Source organism: Pseudomonas sp. SJZ103 (assembly GCF_007828335.1).
Classification (GTDB): Bacteria; Pseudomonadota; Gammaproteobacteria; order Pseudomonadales; family Pseudomonadaceae; genus Aquipseudomonas.
The window spans coordinates 208795-223370 of the sequence record NZ_VIUN01000007.1 but is presented as its reverse complement, the minus strand read 5'-3'; the positions used below and the strand labels follow the sequence as shown (position 1 = coordinate 223370).

The following is a 14576-nucleotide window of genomic DNA, read 5'->3' as shown; positions in this document are numbered from 1 at the left end:
CGGCATCCCCGCGCGGCCTGAAGGAGCCGTTCATGCCCCACTTCATCGCTGAATACACCGACAACATCGAACAGCAGGCAGACCTGCCGGGCCTGTTCGAAAAAGTCCACGCCAGCCTGGGCGACAGCGGCGTGTTTCCCCTGGGCGGCATCCGCAGCCGTGGCGTGCGACTGGACACCTGGCGCATGGCCGACGGCAAGCATGACTACGCCTTCGTGCACATGACGCTGAAGGTCGGCCATGGCCGCGACCTGGCCACCCGGCAGCACGTCGCCGAGCGCCTGTTCGAGGTCATCACCCAGCACTTCGCCGATCTTCAGGCCCAGCGCCTGCTGGCCTTGTCGTTTGAAATGATCGAACTGCACGAGCAGCTCAACTTCAAGCAGAACAACGTGCATGCGTTCCTCAAGGCGCAGGTCGGTTAAGGCGCCCTGCCCGTTCACACCCTCGGCCTCTCAGATAAAAAGTATAAAACCATGAGCACAGCCCATACCGCCGACAACCTCGGCCAGGTCGCACGCGACCGTACTCACAGCACCATCACCTGGCGGCTGATGCCGTTGTTGCTGATCTGCTACCTCTTCGCCCATCTCGATCGCATCAACATCGGCTTCGCCAAGATGCAGATGAGCGCGGACTTGAACTTCAGCGACACCGTCTATGGCTTCGGCGCCGGCCTGTTCTTCGTGGCCTACGCGCTGTTCGGCGTGCCCAGCAACATGGCCCTGGACCGAGTGGGCCCCAGGCGTTGGATTGCCACGCTGATGGTGGTGTGGGGGGTGCTGTCGACCTGCATGTTCCTGATCGACAGCGCCATGGGTTTCTATGTGCTGCGCTTTTTGCTGGGCGTGGCCGAGGCCGGTTTCTTCCCGGGCATCCTGGTGTTTCTAAACCGCTGGTACCCGGCCGGCCGTCGCGCTCAGGTTACCGCCCTGTTTGCCATCGCGGTGCCGATGGCCGGGGTAATCGGTGGTCCGCTTTCCGGCGGCATCCTTGAACACTTTCACGACCTGGGCGGCCTGCGCGGCTGGCAATGGATGTTCGTCATCGAAGGCGCCCCCGTGATTCTTCTCGGGCTGGTGGTGTTCAAGTGCTTGCCGGACAGCTTCGAGACGGTCAAGTGGCTGGCGCCGGAACAGAAGCAACAACTGCGCGAGCAACTGCACCGGGAAGAACACCGCAAATCGATCACCTCGTTTTCGGCGATTCTCAGCAACCCGCAGGTGTGGCTGCTGGTGGCGGTGTACTTCGCGGTGATGCTGGCGGTCAACACCCTGGCGTTCTGGATGCCGACGCTGATCCATGGCGCCGGCATCGGCAGCGACGGCAAGGTCGGCCTGCTCAGTGCGGTGCCGTACCTGGCCGGGTGTTTCTTCATGATTGGCTGTGGGCGCTCGTCCGACCGCCAGCGTGAACGCCGCTGGCACCTGTGCGTGCCCTTGCTGATGTCGGCCGCCGGTATTGCCATCGCCGGGCTCGCCCCCGCCAACCCGGCCGTGGTGCTGGGCGGCTTGATTCTCGCCGGCATGGGCGCCAGCGCGGCGTTGCCGATGTTCTGGCAATTGCCCCCGGCGTTCCTGTCCAACAGCACCCAAGCCGCCGGGATCGCCCTGATCAGTTCGTTCGGCAGCATCGCGTCATTCTTCGCGCCCTACCTGATCGGCTGGATGCGCGACACCACCCAGAGCGCCAGCCTGGCCCTGTACGTCCTGGCGCTGCTCATTGCTCTCGGTGGCTTGCTGGTGCTGCGCACCCGAGCGGCCATCGTCAACCCTCAATAAGAGACTCTTGCCATGCTTGATCAATCACTCATTTTGCAAGCCGCCGCGCGCCTCGACCAGGCCGAACGTTCACGCGAGCAGGTGCGCCAGTTTTCCCTCGATCACCCGGCGATCACCCTCGACGACGCCTATGCCATCCAGCGCGCCTGGGTCGCGCAAAAAATCAAGGACGGGCGCAAGCTGGTCGGCCACAAGATCGGCCTGACCTCCCGGGCCATGCAGGTCTCGTCCAACATCACCGAGCCGGATTACGGCGCGTTGCTCGATGATATGTTCTTCGATGAAGGCACCGACATCCCCTTCGAGCGCTTTATCGTGCCGCGCGTCGAGGTGGAGCTGGCATTTATCCTGGGCAAACCGCTCAAGGGGCCGAACGTGACGGTGTTCGATGTGCTCGACGCCACCGAATGGGTAATCCCGGCGCTGGAGATCATCGATGCACGCATCCAGCAGGTCGACCCGCACACCAAGGCGACCCGCAAGGTGTTCGACACCATCTCCGACAACGCCGCCAACGCCGGCGTGGTCATGGGCGGGCGGGCCGTGCGCCCCACCGAGATCGACTTGCGCAAGGTGCCGGCGGTGCTCTACCGCAATGGCGTGATCGAAGAGTCCGGCGTCTCCGCCGCCGTGCTCAATCACCCGGCCAAGGGCGTGGCCTGGCTCGCAAATAAACTGGCCGCCTATGACGTCACCCTGCAGCCCGGGCAAATCATCCTGGGTGGCTCCTTCACCCGCCCGGTGGCGGCCAACCCTGGCGATACCTTCCATGTCGACTACGACATGCTCGGGTCGATTGCCTGCCGATTCGTTTAACGGGAGAGTGCCCATGGACATGCCTATCAACACCTTCAAACATCGCCTGCACAGCGGTGAAGCCCAGATCGGCCTATGGCTGGGCCTGGCCGATGCCTATTGCGCGGAACTGGCCGCCAACGCCGGATTCGATTGGCTGCTGATCGACGGCGAACATGCGCCCAACGACCTGCGCGGCATGCTCGGCCAGCTCCAGGCCGTGGCGCCCTACCCCAGCCATCCGGTGATTCGCCCGGTGATCGGCGACACCGCGTTGATCAAGCAAGTGCTCGACATTGGCGTACAGACGTTGCTGGTGCCCATGGTGGAGAGCGCAGAACAGGCGCGGGAACTGGTGAGAGCCATCCACTATCCACCCCACGGCGTACGTGGTGTCGGCAGTGCTCTGGCCAGGGCTTCACGCTGGAACAGCATTGCCGGCTACCTCGACAAAGCCGACGAGCAGATGTGCCTACTGGTGCAGATCGAAAACCGCAAAGGCCTGGCCAACCTGGATGCGATTGCGGCGGTGGAAGGCGTCGACGGTGTGTTTATCGGGCCGGCAGACCTGAGCGCCTCGATGGGCCATCGCGGCAACCCCGGCCACCCTGAGGTGCAGGCGGCAATCGAAGACGCCATCGCGCGCATCCGCAGCGCCGGCAAAGCCGCCGGCATTCTCAGCGCCGACCAGGCACTGGCCCGACGCTACATCGACCTGGGCGCGGCGTTCGTGGCGGTGGGCGTGGACACCACCGTGCTGATGCGCGGGCTGCAAAGCCTGGCGGCGGCCTTCAAGGATTCACCGGCGCCTGCCAGCGCGGCCGGCGCTATCTATTAGGGAGTGCGAACGAAAAGTGACCTGTGGCGAGGGAGGCCCGCTCGCCACAGGCTTATCTGACCGACATGCCGGCCTCGGCTCAGCGCTTGAGGGTTTTCAGCTCGTTGAGCAAGGTCAGCAACGTCTGCAACTTCTCCTCGCCAAACCCCGCCTGCAAGCGCTGGTAATTGGCTTCCATGCTCTGGCTCATCGAGTCGAAACAGGCTTGGCCCTTCTCGGCCAGCCGCACCAGCACGCGGCGTTGATCCTGTTGCGCCTTGCGCCGCTCCACCATGCCCGCCGCTTCCATACGCACCAGCACCCCGGTCATGCTCGGCTTGAGGATGCACGCCAGCTCGGCCAACCGGTTGATCTCAAGCTCATCGTGCTGGTTCAAGATCCGAATGACCCGCCATTGCTGCTCGGTCAACCCGTGTTGATTGAGCGAAGGACGAAAAAACCCCATGGCGGCTTCACGCGCATGGAGCAAAGTGAGGGTCAGGGATTGGCGCGGTTTGGACATGGGGGGTGGCGTCGCAATTAGTTAACAGATTAACAACATTCTAGCATTGGCAATTGTTCCCCGTGTGCGGCTTTACCGCGCGACCGGATTCAGGGTTGATTATTGGCAGCCACGGTCAAGAGCGGCGGCACACAGAATCAAGACACCTACCGCTCGGAAGGCACTTAATACACCCCAACAGGTACAGAGCTTCTTGTCGGCTCTGCAGTGAGTTTCCCTTCACTTTTCCAGGCTGCGCCATGATCAATATCGAAACGCCGACCTACTACTCGGCAACCAAGAAATACAACCTCAGCTTCCCCTCCCTCGAACAGGACGTGGAAGCCGATGTGGTGGTGATTGGCGGCGGTTTCTCCGGCATCAACACCGCACTGGAACTCGCCGAAAAAGGCATCACCAATATTGTGGTGCTCGAAGCGCGCTACCTGGGCTTCGGCGGTACGGGCCGCAATGGCGGGCAGATCATGGCAGGGATCGGCCATGACCTGGAGAAGATCAAGCAACAAGTCGGCGACGAAGGCCTGCGCCAGATCTTTGAAATCAGCGAGCTGGGCGCCGGCATCATCAAGGATCGCATCGCCAAGTACGCGATCGACGCCGACTTCTGCCACGGCTACGGCTACATGGGCTTCAACGCCCGCCAGGAAAAAACCCTGCGCGCCTGGGAGAAGGACTTCAAGTCGATCAACACCCAGGACGAAATCCGCTTTATGGCGGGGTCCGAGGTCAAGCAGATCATTGGTTCAGACGCCTATACCAGCGCGCTGCTGCACATGGGCGGCGGGCACGTGCACTCGCTGAACCTGCTGCTGGGCGAAGCCAAGGCCCTGGCCGGCCACGGTGTGCGCATCTTTGAGCACAGCCCGGCGCTGGAAGTCAGTTATGGCGAACGCATCACCGTGCGCACCGGCCGAGGCTCGGTCAAAGCCTCCAAGTTGCTGTGGGCCTGCGACAGTTTTCTCAACAAGCTGGAACCGGAACTGCACAAGACCACCGTCAATACCTATGCCTTCCAGTTGATGACCGAGCCGTTGTCGGACGAGATGATCAACCGCATCAGCCCGATACGCGGCGCCTACAGCGATATTCGCCCGGTGATCGACTACTACCGGGTCACCAACGAAAACCGCTTGCTGTTCGGTGCCGCCACGCCTTTCGTCGAGCACATCCCGCTGGACCTCAAAGCCTGGAACCGCAACCTGATGCTGAAGATTTTCCCCTACCTCAAGGACGTGAAGATCGACCTGGCGTGGGGCGGGCCGATGGCGACCGGGGCCAACCTGTTCCCGCAGATCGGCACGCTCAGCGGGCGCCCGAATGCCTTTTATGTGCAGGGCTACGCCGGCTTCGGGGTCACGCCCAGCCACATCATCTGCAAGGTCCTGGCCGAGGGCATGAGCGAAGGCTCGTCGCGCTACGACCTGATCAGCGCGGTCAAGCATGCGCAGATCCTGGGCAAGGACCATATCCGCCCGCTGCTGCTCACGGCCGGCAAAAGCCTTCATCAACTTTCGGGCTACTTCAACGGTCGCCGTTGAGCCCCGCTGTTTCATTCACAGGAGAACTGCCATGCCCGTTACCACCCTGAAGAAAGACATCCAATTATCGGACCTCGATGCCTGGGGCACCGTTGCCGATCTCGGTTCCGAGATCCTCGAAGGTGAAGTCAAAGCCTTTGGCAAAATGACCTTCGGCGCACCGACCGACGCCGTCAGCAGCGCCTATTTCGGCACTACCCAAGGCAAGTTCCGGATGGTCTACCCGTTCGCCGAACAAGCCACGGTGGTCACCGGTGAAGTGGTACTGACCGACGAAAGCACTGGCCAGAGCGCCCGCTACAAGGCCGGCGACAGCTGGTTCGTAACCAAGGGCACGCCGGTGCTGTGGGAGGTGGTGAGCGAGAGTTTTGTGAAGCACTATTTCGCGGTAGTCTGATCGCTCCCCTCTGCCGGCTTCGGCCGGCAGCGTTTGTTCCGGCGCAGGTGACTGACCATGCATGCCATCCCCGCTCAGGAAGTCGCCGGCCATTGCCTGCAGGCTTTCACTCAACTGGTGCCCGCCAGCCAGGCAGCGTTCTATTGTGTCGACCGCCAGCTGCAAGCCCGCGATTTCAGGCTGCAAGGCATGAGCGGTGAGATGCACCGCGACTACCTGGACAACTACCGCCAATTCGACCCGTTGCAACCGCGCAATTGCCTGTCCAGCGGGCTGGCGGTGGTGCCGCTGGGTTTTGCCATGGCCCGCCAGCCGCTGCGTGACAGTCGCCGCTATCAAGACTTCCTGCAGCGCTACGGTGTGGTCGATGTGGTGGAGATCGTCGCCCATCGCGCCGACCAGCCCCAGGCGGCCATCTCCTTGCTGCGCACGGCGGAGCAAGGGGTGTTCACCATCGACCAGTTGGCTCAGCTCAATGCCTTGCAGGCGTTGCTGCAAATGGCCGTAGCCAATATGCAGACCTGCGACGATGCGCTGGCCGGTCTCACGCCCAAAGAGCGGCAGATTGCCTGGTTATTACGTCAGGGCGCGAGCAACAAGCAACTGGCCCTGGAGCTGGACGTCGGCCTGCCGACCATCAAGACGCACTTGATCCACCTGTTTCGCAAAACCGGTGTGAGCAGCCGTACCGAACTGGTCGCCGCGCTGTTTCTTTAAGCCGCCTCAACCCTTTGGTTGATAGGCGAGCCAGGTTGCCAACCGCATGATCCGGGGTGTCCATTCCCTCAAACGGAGCCATGCAATGACCACTTCATCCGACTGGATCACCGTAGGCGCCCTCGCCGACGGTTTTGCCCCCGACGCATTTATCCTGCCCAACCTTGCCGACCTCAACGGCAAGGCCTTCACCCTGCACTTCGCCAACGGCTGGCAGATCGAGCATCGATTCGACACCGAGCAGTTGCACTGGCACGCCGCCGACGGTCACTCCAGCGGTTCGGCAGCCTACCGCGCCACCTCGGTACGCCCGGGCCTGTACCTGGTCGACTTCATCAAGCATGAAGCCGGCCAGGCCTGGTCGATCAGCCTGGTGCTGGACACCACCACGTCGTCGTTCACCGCCGTGATCGGGCGCATGCCGGACCGCGAACAAACCGAGCAAGGCCTCTATAGCCGCGCCCTGGCCGGCAAGGCCCTGACTTCGGTTGACGTGGACTTCCTGCACGGCAGCCTGGATCAAGCCTGGCAGCCGGGCCAATGCCCGCACGCGCCCACCCAGGAACTGACCGGCCTGCGCAACCTGTATCGCTACAGCCCCAGCGAAGTCTACGAGCACATCTACCTGAACGATCAGTTCTATGCCTGGCAATGCCTCAAGGGCGTGGAGCAAGGCCTGTGCGATACCGATCGCTGCCACTACTACAAGATCGCCGATCAGTTGTACCTGTTCGTCTGGCGCGAAAAGATCATACCGACCCTCGGCTTGGTGCTGATCGACCTGCAACAGCACCGCAGCGATGGCAAGATCTTCGGCTATGCCGGTGCGTCGTTCGATGAGCTGTCGAACTTTCCGGTCAGCTCCTACTGCCAAGTGCTCAACCGCACGGAGTATCCCGATGCCTGATCCACGCACCGTTGTCATCACCGGTGCCGGCACGGGCATCGGTGCCGCCTGCGCGCGCTTGTACGCCGCCGAAGGGGCCAACCTGGTGCTCATCGGCCGTCGCCGCGAGCCGCTGGAGCAGGTTGCGCAGGACACCGGCGGCCTGGTGCTGGTCGGCGATGCAGCCTGCCCGACCACCTGGGAGGGTTTAGTCGCGCAGATTGGTGAGCGCTACGGTCGCCTCGATGTGCTGCTGGCCTGCGCCGGCGGGCATGGCGTGGGCAGCGCCACCCAGACCAGCCCACACACCTGGGAGGCGGCCTTGCGCAGCAACCTGGACAGCGCGTTCTACAGCGCCCGCGCCTGCCTGCCGCTACTGATCGAAAGCGCTGGCAATATCGTGCTGCTCGGCTCCATCGCCTCGCTGGCCGCAGGCCCCGACGTGTGCGGCTACACCACCGCCAAGCATGCGTTGCTCGGGCTCAACCGTTCGCTGGCGCGGGATTACGGCCCACGCGGCGTGCGGGTGAACGCGGTGTGCCCGGGGTGGGTTACCACGCCGATGGCCGACGAGGAAATGCAGCCGCTGATGAGCTTCCATGGTGACACCCTGCAGCAGGCCTATGCCCGCGTGTGCGCCGACGTGCCGTTGCGGCGTCCCGCCAGCGCCGAGGAAATCGCCAAGGTGTGCCGCTTCCTGGCCAGCCCGGATGCCGCGATCATCACCGGCGCCAGCGTGGTCGCCGATGGCGGTTCGAGCATCGTCGATGTGCCCACACTGGCTTACGTCCATATGGAGCGTGCACATGCCTGAAGACTTGGATTTCAGCGGCAAAACCGTGCTGGTCACCGGCGGCGCCCAGGGTATCGGCCAGGCCATCGTCGAGGCGTTCGCCTGGCGTGGCGCCCGCGTAATGATCGCAGACCTGCGCCAGGCAAAAGCCCAGGCATTGGCCGAAGGCCTGCGTGCGCGAGGCTGCCAGGTCGAGGCCATCGCGCTCGACCTGGCCGACGCGACTGCGGTGTTCGAAGGCATCAAGGCCATAGAACAGGACTGGGGCCGCCTGGATATCCTGGTGCACAACGCCGGCTACTTTCCGTTGACAGCGTTCGCGCAGATCACCCCGGCCGTTCTTGAACGCACGCTGGCGGTGAACCTCTCGGCCCTGTTCTGGCTGACCCAGGCCGCCTTGCCGATGTTTCAACGCCAGGGCGGTGGCTGCGTGCTGGTCACCTCATCGGTCACCGGGCCACGGGTCGCCTATGCCGGGCTCAGTCACTACGCGGCGTCCAAGGCCGGGGTCAACGGTTTTATCCGCAATGCTGCGCTGGAGCTGGCGACTTACCAGGTGCGCGTCAACGGCGTCGAGCCAGGGATGATTGCCACGCCGGCCATGGACAACCTGGGCGACAGCCAGGTCAATGCCGACATCGCCAGCCGCGTGCCGCTGGGACGGCTGGGTGCCGCTCAGGATATTGCCGGGGCGATGCTGTTCCTGGCCTCCGACCTGGCAACCTACATCACCGGGCAGACCATCGTGGTGGACGGCGGGTCGACGCTACCTGAGGTGAAATGACCTCCATCAGGTTGTAAACCGGATCAAATGTGGGAGGGTCGGTGTATCCGTTGAATAGCGCTCGGCCCCTTCAAGCAGCGACAGTGAATCACTGAACACCCGCGACAACGCCGCAAGCCGTTTGACGTAACCCTGGGGCGTCCAAGCTGTCGACGATACCCAGGTAAGCGTCACAAAACACCTCAAGCGCCTCGGGTCGTACCATCCTGTACCGCCCTTGCGCGGCACGCTGAAAATCCTCGCGAATGCTGGCCAGGTACCCCTCAAATCCTGCCGTAATGACGCTGCGAATTTCCGCCGGCGGAAAGTACGCCGTGCGCAACAGGAAGCGCAGGTGCGCCGACCCTTCATAGCGCCCGCTCAACCGCTCAAGGTGCAATTGCCCCGGCACGCCGGTGTGGGCGGCTTCTTCCTTGAAGCACTGTGCGATGTACTGGTGTTCATGGGCCAGGGCAATCTCGAATACCGTCTGAAACAGCGCGTTCTTGCTGACAAAATGCGCATACAGAGACGCCTTGCGCATGCCCGCCCCGACCGCGATTTCGTTCAGCGATGAAGCGTCGTAACCGTGGGCGGCAAAGTGTTCGACCGCGACTGCGCAAATGTTATGGGCCGACAGCGTGAGCGGTTTCATTGATCGATGGATACCTTACGCCGCACCGACCGCTAGCTGCAGATGAGTGGAACGAAAATCCTTGGGCGACAGCTCGAATTGCTTCTTGAACGAGCGGCTGAAGTGTGCGGAATCGGTGAAGCCCCACTTGTAGGCAATCGACGTAATCGACTCGCTCTTGAGGAAGGGGTTGGTCAGATCGTCCGCGCTGCGCTTGAGCCGCGCACGCTGGATGTAGCGGCAGACGCTGTCGTCCTGCTCTTCAAACAAGCGGTACAAATGCCGCACCGAGATGTTCAAGCGGCTGGCCAGGCCCACCGGGCTCAGGCCGGGTTGGGTCAGGGACTCGTCGATGACTTTCTGCACATAACTGCGCAGGTTGCTGCCCTGCAAGGACACGGTGCTGTCGCCTGGGGCGTCATGCAGTTCAAAGGCTGAACCGAGCAGGGAGACAAACGCCGCTTGCAGGGCCTCGGCCTCTTCAATCGAATCCTGACCCTCCAGGCCCTCGCGGCACAGCTGGTCCATCAACACGTGGAGCATGCGCCCGCAGGCCTTGCTCGAAGAGATCTTGCCGAAGGTTTTCGAGGCGCTGCCCAGTTGCTTGCACACTTCATTGCGCGAGAGTGACAGCGAGGCATGTTCGATAAGGCCAAACGGGCTGATCTCGATCGAACCCGTGGAGTCCATCAGCAACATATCGCCGGGGGCCAATTGAATGACCTGGCCGTTCTGGGTGATCTGGCAATAGCCGCTGCGCTGGCTGACGAGGAAGCAATGCTGGTCCATATCGTGATCGGCATTGGGCCGCTCGCGTTTGATCAGGCCGGCATTGGTGCGCAGGTTGGCCAGTGACAGGCCGCCCCGGGAGTGCTTGGAAACCTCACCGATGAACAGTGAACGGTTGAAGGCCAGTTCCGTGTCGAAATGGCCGCAGGCCGCTCGCAGATCCCGAGTCCAGGTTTCCAACCCATAGTGCGCAGACTGATAGGTGCTCATGGCATCTCCACAATGGTTTCTTGTTTTTGTTGGCTAATAGTTAACATGTTATCTATATAGGCGCAACAAGTCCGTGATACCGACTGTAGAAGCACTAATGATGCCAATTCCTCAACTCAGATCGCGCCCAATACCCGCTGCAAACCCGCCAGTACCGTGAGCAGCCCGGCCCGCTGCGCGCCGCTCAAGGGGATGTAGCGCCGGAACGCCGGCATACGGTTGACCACCTCGCTGCCGCCCATGTGTTCAAGCCGTACGTGCCATTGCTGCCCATTCAAATCGAGGTGCAGACGCTTGAAGTCCAGCCCCATCAACGCTTGATGCAGGCCGGGGTCGTCGTTCAAGGCTGCCTGGAGCCTGGCCAGCAAAACCGGCGCTCCAGCCCGTTGCCGACAGGCCAGTCCCGTGCGCCGGATCGACCCGCTGTGGTGCAGTTCAAAGCACGCATTGCCCTGCTCTGAGGCGGGCACCGTGAACATGAATTCGGTCATGACCAGGTGCATCAGCAATTGCGCTTCGGTGCGCTCGGCAACGTCGACCTGAAGGCCGATGTCGTCCAGGCAAAACCTTGCCTGGGCTGGCCCCGTCGAGGTGAAACTCGCCAGCCCGAGGTTGCGCCGCACGTACTCAAGCGTGACCCCAGGCCGGTAACCGGACGGGGCCCGTTGGGCGCTGAACAGCTCAGACAGCTTTTGCAGCCTGCTCGATATAACGGTTGTGAGGGTTGCCAGGCTCATGGGAAAACTCCTTGGCCAGCACTTCTTCTACCGAAGCCGGCTTGAATGGATTGACCTTCTGTACCACCAGTGTCCAGAACAGCGCGTATGAAGCCGTGATCCCGAGCATCACCCCGAACGGCACATAAATGTCCGCAGGGTTCATACCCGGCGGGGTAATGAACCACATGCCCAGCAAGATGCCGACGCTGGAAAGAATCTGTGGCAACGGGAAGAACGGCGAGCGATAGGCCCGTGGCAGATCCGGACGACGAATGCGCAGGATCACCACCGACAGCGTCACCAGCAGGTAAGAGAAACTCCATGCACACACCGCCGCCAGCACCAGGTGCATGATGTTGTCGGTGTTGCCACCCAACCACAGGGCATACAGGCACGGAATCAGCATCGCCACCAGGATGCACAGCAGCGGCGTCTTGAAGCGCGGGTGCAAATAAGTGAAGACTTTGGGCAACGCGCCGTCCACCGCCATGCCGTAGAGAATCCTCGGCACGCCCGCCATCAGCGTATTGATGGTGGCGGCACCGGCGAACAGGAAACCGATCCCCAGCCACAGCGGGCCGACATGCCCCATGACCTGCTCGGCAAACCTTGGGATCGCCATGGGCGTGTCGAGCAGGTGCACGCCGGCGGCGGCATCCAGCACCACGTTTTCCACCTGGCGCTTCATCGCAGCGCCGTAGATGAACATGCAGGTCGCCACGCTCAATAAACCGAAAATCATGGCCTTGGGCATGACCTTGGCCGAATTGCGAAGGTCCGGGGCCAACGGGGTGACGAACTCGCAACCGACGAACATGAACATGGCCATGCCCACCAGCGACAGAATGGTGATCAGGTCGGTACCCACCAGCGACACGCCGAACCAGCCCTCCAGTTGCACCGCCGGTGCCGCGATCAGGCCGAGCACGCCGAACACCATCAGCGTGGTCCACATGCCGAAGGTCAGGATGATCTCGGCCCTGCCGAAGGCGCTGACGCCAAAGGCATTGAGAATGCCGAACACCACGACAAACCCCACCCCCAGCAACCAGGAACCGCCGGCAGACTCCGCCAGGGTATTGAGGTGTTCGAAGTTCACCAGGGCCATGACCCCGGACAGAATCGTCTCGGCGGTGCCGGCGAACACATGCACGATCAGGTACGCCGACAACGTGCCGGTGATCGCAAAGAAACGACCCATGCCGCAATTGATGTAGTCGTAGACCGAGCCGGTGGTCGGCAGGATCGAGGCGGCCTCGGCGAATGTGGTCGCCTGGGCCAGCATCATCACCACCGCAATCAGCATGGCCACCGCGAAGGCGCTGCCGCCGATACCGAAGCCCATGGTTGCGGTGAGAATCACCGGGCTGGCCATGATCAGGCCAATGGTGCTGGCCAGCGCGGTCGGAAACCCGACGCTGCCGCGTTTCAAATGCTGTGTGAGCCGGTCATTGATCGACATGGTACGGATCCTCGAAAGCGGATTTCTGAGTGGATGCATCGAGCCGTACAAGGAGCTGGCGATAAAGCCCTCCCCAGCCAGTCCCTGATCGAAACGGCATCGTGCGCAAAATCACTGTGCGCCTCCCGAGCGCTGATCGTCTTGCCCATGTCTGCCGTGGCTTTTGTTGCTGCCTGCCAAGGCATACGACTTGGCGGGCAGGATCAATTCCATGGCACGCAGGTGAAAGACTTCCCACGCCTGCGGTCATCTTAATGCGCCCTCGACCTAACCATGCTGGGGAATATAAAAATGGAGCACACACTGAAACCACGCACGCTGTCCTTGGCCGTCGGCCTGGGTATCGCGCTGTTGATCGGCCATTCATCGGCCCAGGCCTATGAGCTGTACGCCGACGAGGACACCCATTTGAATGCGGACTTCCTGGCGGTCTACGGCCTGTTCAACAGCCGTCACAACTACGACGGCACAGCGGGCGGCTCGACCTGGCGCGAGGGTTTCATGAAGTACGGGGTGAGCGGCGACCAGGGCCTGGCCGGGCACGGCACCGCGTATGGCGCGCTCAATTGGGTCAGCTCCGGCACCTGGGGCGATGGCGACGCGGCGGGCAACACCGATGGCAGCGAACGCACCACCAAAATCGAAGACGCCTACCTGGGATGGCGCTCGGCCGACCTGTTCCCGGCGCTGGGCAAGGACGGTGTGGATTTTTCCGTCGGGCGCCAGGTGGTCAAGATCGGCCGGGGTTTCCTGATCAACGACGACGGCCCCAACCTGGGCAAAGGCCCGGCTGACGGTGCGCTGAACCGTGGCGGCGCCTATTACCTGGCGGCACGCCACGCGTTCGACCGCACTGCGGTGCTGCGCCTGGGCGGGCAAGAGGGCCTGCACGGTTCGGTGCTGTGGCTCAAGTCGGACAACCGCGCCCAGGCTGAAACCGAACTGGCGGCGGGCACCCTCGACTACACGGCCGCCGCCGGCACGCTGGGCTTGACCTGGGCCCACGGCATGAACGTCACCGACCAGTGGGCCAGCGACTTCCAGAAACAGCGTGAGGGCCTGGACACTTACAGCGTGCGCGGCGAAGGCAGCGCCGGTATCGACAATGCCAGCTTCGCCTTCGAATACGCCTGGCAAGACAAAGACGCGGGGCCGGAAAAAGCCTGGTACGCCGAGGCCGGCTACACCTTCGCCGATGTCGGTTGGTCGCCAAAAGTGACCTACCGCTACACGCGCTACTCGCAAAAATGGGACCCGCTGTTCACCGGGCTCAGCACCGGCTACGGCACCTGGTTCCAAGGTGAAGTCGCCTCCAACTATGCCGGCCCGTTCAACAGCAATACCGGCATCCATCACGTCGGTCTCAAGGCGACACCCCTGGAGAACCTGACGGTCGGCGCGCTGTACTTCGACTTCAATACCCTGCGCAAACACGACGCGCTGAACCTCGACGCCCGGGAGCTTGACCTGTACGCCGAATGGGCGGTCAACAGCCACCTGATCATCAGCCCGCTGGTGGGCATCTACCAACCCAAGAAGGCTGCCGACACCGGCGGCAACCAGGTGGGTGGCAACGGCACCAACCTCTACAGCCAGCTGACCGTGGCCGTGCCCTTCTGACCGGCCTCAGGAGCTGCGTAACGCAGCTCCCTCCCAGCGTTCGTGCTGATGCAGCATCGTCTGGATCTGATGGGTTGCCTGACGGATGTTTTCCGCCAGCTTGCGCACCTCATCGGCCACCACCGGCATGGT

17 protein-coding genes are annotated in these 14576 nt (G+C 62.5%); 11 read left to right on the top strand and 6 right to left on the bottom strand.

Going from position 1 to position 14576, the window contains the following annotated elements; all coding sequences use genetic code 11:
* Positions 1-32 precede the first annotated feature (32 nt).
* From FBY10_RS17480 to hpaI, 4 genes are read left to right on the top strand one after another with little or no spacing between them, the layout of a single operon-like run.
* Positions 33-425 carry a 5-carboxymethyl-2-hydroxymuconate Delta-isomerase gene (locus FBY10_RS17480; RefSeq protein ID WP_131698845.1) on the top strand — a complete coding sequence of 131 codons (393 nt, stop codon included), beginning with the start codon at positions 33-35 and terminating at the stop codon, positions 423-425.
* Between the two features lie 51 nt (positions 426-476).
* Complete coding sequence (locus FBY10_RS17475) at positions 477-1781, top strand: MFS transporter (RefSeq protein ID WP_145337167.1); 1305 nt, start codon at positions 477-479, stop codon at positions 1779-1781.
* A 12-nt stretch (positions 1782-1793) separates the two neighbouring features.
* Entirely contained in the window at positions 1794-2597 is an 804-nt protein-coding gene (gene hpaH / locus FBY10_RS17470; RefSeq protein WP_053139661.1) for a 2-oxo-hept-4-ene-1,7-dioate hydratase, read from the top strand.
* A gap of 13 nt (positions 2598-2610) precedes the next feature.
* Entirely contained in the window at positions 2611-3414 is an 804-nt protein-coding gene (gene hpaI, locus FBY10_RS17465; protein WP_145337166.1) for a 4-hydroxy-2-oxoheptanedioate aldolase, read from the top strand.
* Positions 3415-3493: 79 nt separating this feature from the next.
* On the opposite strand, the gene hpaR is transcribed toward hpaI, so the two are convergent.
* Positions 3494-3916 carry a homoprotocatechuate degradation operon regulator HpaR gene (gene hpaR, locus FBY10_RS17460; RefSeq protein WP_053139663.1) on the bottom strand — a complete coding sequence of 141 codons (423 nt, stop codon included), beginning with the start codon at positions 3914-3916 and terminating at the stop codon, positions 3494-3496.
* Between the two features lie 239 nt (positions 3917-4155).
* Here hpaR and FBY10_RS17455 point away from each other — a divergent pair, with 239 nt between their 5' ends.
* The 6 genes from FBY10_RS17455 (at position 4156) to FBY10_RS17430 (ending at position 9031) form a co-directional block, all read left to right on the top strand.
* Positions 4156-5454: an FAD-binding oxidoreductase gene (locus FBY10_RS17455; protein ID WP_145337165.1), complete on the top strand. Its 1299-nt coding sequence runs from the start codon at positions 4156-4158 to the stop codon at positions 5452-5454.
* A gap of 31 nt (positions 5455-5485) precedes the next feature.
* Positions 5486-5851, top strand: a complete 366-nt coding sequence (locus FBY10_RS17450) for a cupin domain-containing protein (RefSeq protein WP_131698849.1) — start codon at positions 5486-5488, stop codon at positions 5849-5851.
* 57 nt (positions 5852-5908) lie between these two features.
* On the top strand, positions 5909-6568 hold the full coding sequence (locus FBY10_RS17445) for a LuxR C-terminal-related transcriptional regulator (protein WP_145337164.1): 660 nt from the start codon (positions 5909-5911) through the stop codon (positions 6566-6568).
* An 85-nt stretch (positions 6569-6653) separates the two neighbouring features.
* Positions 6654-7475, top strand: a complete 822-nt coding sequence (locus tag FBY10_RS17440; RefSeq protein ID WP_131698850.1) for a molybdenum cofactor biosynthesis F family protein — start codon at positions 6654-6656, stop codon at positions 7473-7475.
* Positions 7468-8268, top strand: coding sequence for an SDR family NAD(P)-dependent oxidoreductase (locus tag FBY10_RS17435; RefSeq protein WP_145337163.1), 801 nt, complete (start codon positions 7468-7470; stop codon positions 8266-8268). Before FBY10_RS17440 ends, FBY10_RS17435 begins: the two co-directional genes overlap by 8 nt.
* Positions 8261-9031, top strand: coding sequence for an SDR family oxidoreductase (locus tag FBY10_RS17430; protein WP_145337162.1), 771 nt, complete (start codon positions 8261-8263; stop codon positions 9029-9031). The genes FBY10_RS17435 and FBY10_RS17430 overlap by 8 nt, the downstream gene beginning before the upstream one ends.
* Positions 9032-9119: 88 nt before the next feature.
* Here the strand turns inward: FBY10_RS17430 and FBY10_RS17425 are convergent, their stop codons facing one another.
* The 4 genes from FBY10_RS17425 to FBY10_RS17410 form a co-directional block, all read right to left on the bottom strand.
* On the bottom strand, positions 9120-9665 hold the full coding sequence (locus tag FBY10_RS17425) for a TetR/AcrR family transcriptional regulator (RefSeq protein ID WP_371920977.1): 546 nt from the start codon (positions 9663-9665) through the stop codon (positions 9120-9122).
* 15 nt (positions 9666-9680) lie between these two features.
* A complete protein-coding gene (gene feaR, locus FBY10_RS17420; RefSeq protein ID WP_131698854.1) occupies positions 9681-10643 on the bottom strand; it encodes a transcriptional regulator FeaR in 963 nt (320 codons plus the stop codon).
* Positions 10644-10759: 116 nt separating this feature from the next.
* Positions 10760-11380: a DUF3156 family protein gene (locus tag FBY10_RS17415; protein ID WP_145337161.1), complete on the bottom strand. Its 621-nt coding sequence runs from the start codon at positions 11378-11380 to the stop codon at positions 10760-10762.
* Entirely contained in the window at positions 11325-12824 is a 1500-nt protein-coding gene (locus FBY10_RS17410; RefSeq protein WP_145337160.1) for an APC family permease, read from the bottom strand. Before FBY10_RS17410 ends, FBY10_RS17415 begins: the two co-directional genes overlap by 56 nt.
* Positions 12825-13115: 291 nt before the next feature.
* Between FBY10_RS17410 and FBY10_RS17405 the strand changes: the two genes are divergently transcribed.
* A complete protein-coding gene (locus FBY10_RS17405; protein WP_145337159.1) occupies positions 13116-14444 on the top strand; it encodes a hypothetical protein in 1329 nt (442 codons plus the stop codon).
* A 6-nt stretch (positions 14445-14450) separates the two neighbouring features.
* Here FBY10_RS17405 and FBY10_RS17400 read toward each other — a convergent pair whose 3' ends face one another.
* The gene (locus FBY10_RS17400) at positions 14451-14573 is read right to left on the bottom strand and encodes a methyl-accepting chemotaxis protein (RefSeq protein WP_131698858.1); all 123 of its coding nucleotides are present in this window, start codon (positions 14571-14573) and stop codon (positions 14451-14453) included.
* Between the last annotated feature and the right edge of the window lie 3 nt (positions 14574-14576).

Excerpts from the sequence above, each read along its gene's own strand:
- FBY10_RS17450 (WP_131698849.1), top strand. The coding sequence starts at position 5,486 with ATGCCCGTTACCACCCTGAAGAAAGACATCCAATTATCGGACCTCGAT.
- FBY10_RS17425 (WP_371920977.1), bottom strand. The coding sequence starts at position 9,665 with ATGAAACCGCTCACGCTGTCGGCCCATAACATTTGCGCAGTCGCGGTC.
- FBY10_RS17475 (WP_145337167.1), top strand. The coding sequence starts at position 477 with ATGAGCACAGCCCATACCGCCGACAACCTCGGCCAGGTCGCACGCGAC.
- FBY10_RS17430 (WP_145337162.1), top strand. The coding sequence starts at position 8,261 with ATGCCTGAAGACTTGGATTTCAGCGGCAAAACCGTGCTGGTCACCGGC.
- hpaR (WP_053139663.1), bottom strand. The coding sequence starts at position 3,916 with ATGTCCAAACCGCGCCAATCCCTGACCCTCACTTTGCTCCATGCGCGT.
- hpaH (WP_053139661.1), top strand. The coding sequence starts at position 1,794 with ATGCTTGATCAATCACTCATTTTGCAAGCCGCCGCGCGCCTCGACCAG.
- FBY10_RS17455 (WP_145337165.1), top strand. The coding sequence starts at position 4,156 with ATGATCAATATCGAAACGCCGACCTACTACTCGGCAACCAAGAAATAC.
- FBY10_RS17415 (WP_145337161.1), bottom strand. The coding sequence starts at position 11,380 with ATGAGCCTGGCAACCCTCACAACCGTTATATCGAGCAGGCTGCAAAAG.
- FBY10_RS17440 (WP_131698850.1), top strand. The coding sequence starts at position 6,654 with ATGACCACTTCATCCGACTGGATCACCGTAGGCGCCCTCGCCGACGGT.
- FBY10_RS17410 (WP_145337160.1), bottom strand. The coding sequence starts at position 12,824 with ATGTCGATCAATGACCGGCTCACACAGCATTTGAAACGCGGCAGCGTC.
- FBY10_RS17445 (WP_145337164.1), top strand. The coding sequence starts at position 5,909 with ATGCATGCCATCCCCGCTCAGGAAGTCGCCGGCCATTGCCTGCAGGCT.
- FBY10_RS17435 (WP_145337163.1), top strand. The coding sequence starts at position 7,468 with ATGCCTGATCCACGCACCGTTGTCATCACCGGTGCCGGCACGGGCATC.
- FBY10_RS17400 (WP_131698858.1), bottom strand. The coding sequence starts at position 14,573 with ATGCCGGTGGTGGCCGATGAGGTGCGCAAGCTGGCGGAAAACATCCGT.
- feaR (WP_131698854.1), bottom strand. The coding sequence starts at position 10,643 with ATGAGCACCTATCAGTCTGCGCACTATGGGTTGGAAACCTGGACTCGG.
- FBY10_RS17480 (WP_131698845.1), top strand. The coding sequence starts at position 33 with ATGCCCCACTTCATCGCTGAATACACCGACAACATCGAACAGCAGGCA.
- FBY10_RS17405 (WP_145337159.1), top strand. The coding sequence starts at position 13,116 with ATGGAGCACACACTGAAACCACGCACGCTGTCCTTGGCCGTCGGCCTG.
- hpaI (WP_145337166.1), top strand. The coding sequence starts at position 2,611 with ATGGACATGCCTATCAACACCTTCAAACATCGCCTGCACAGCGGTGAA.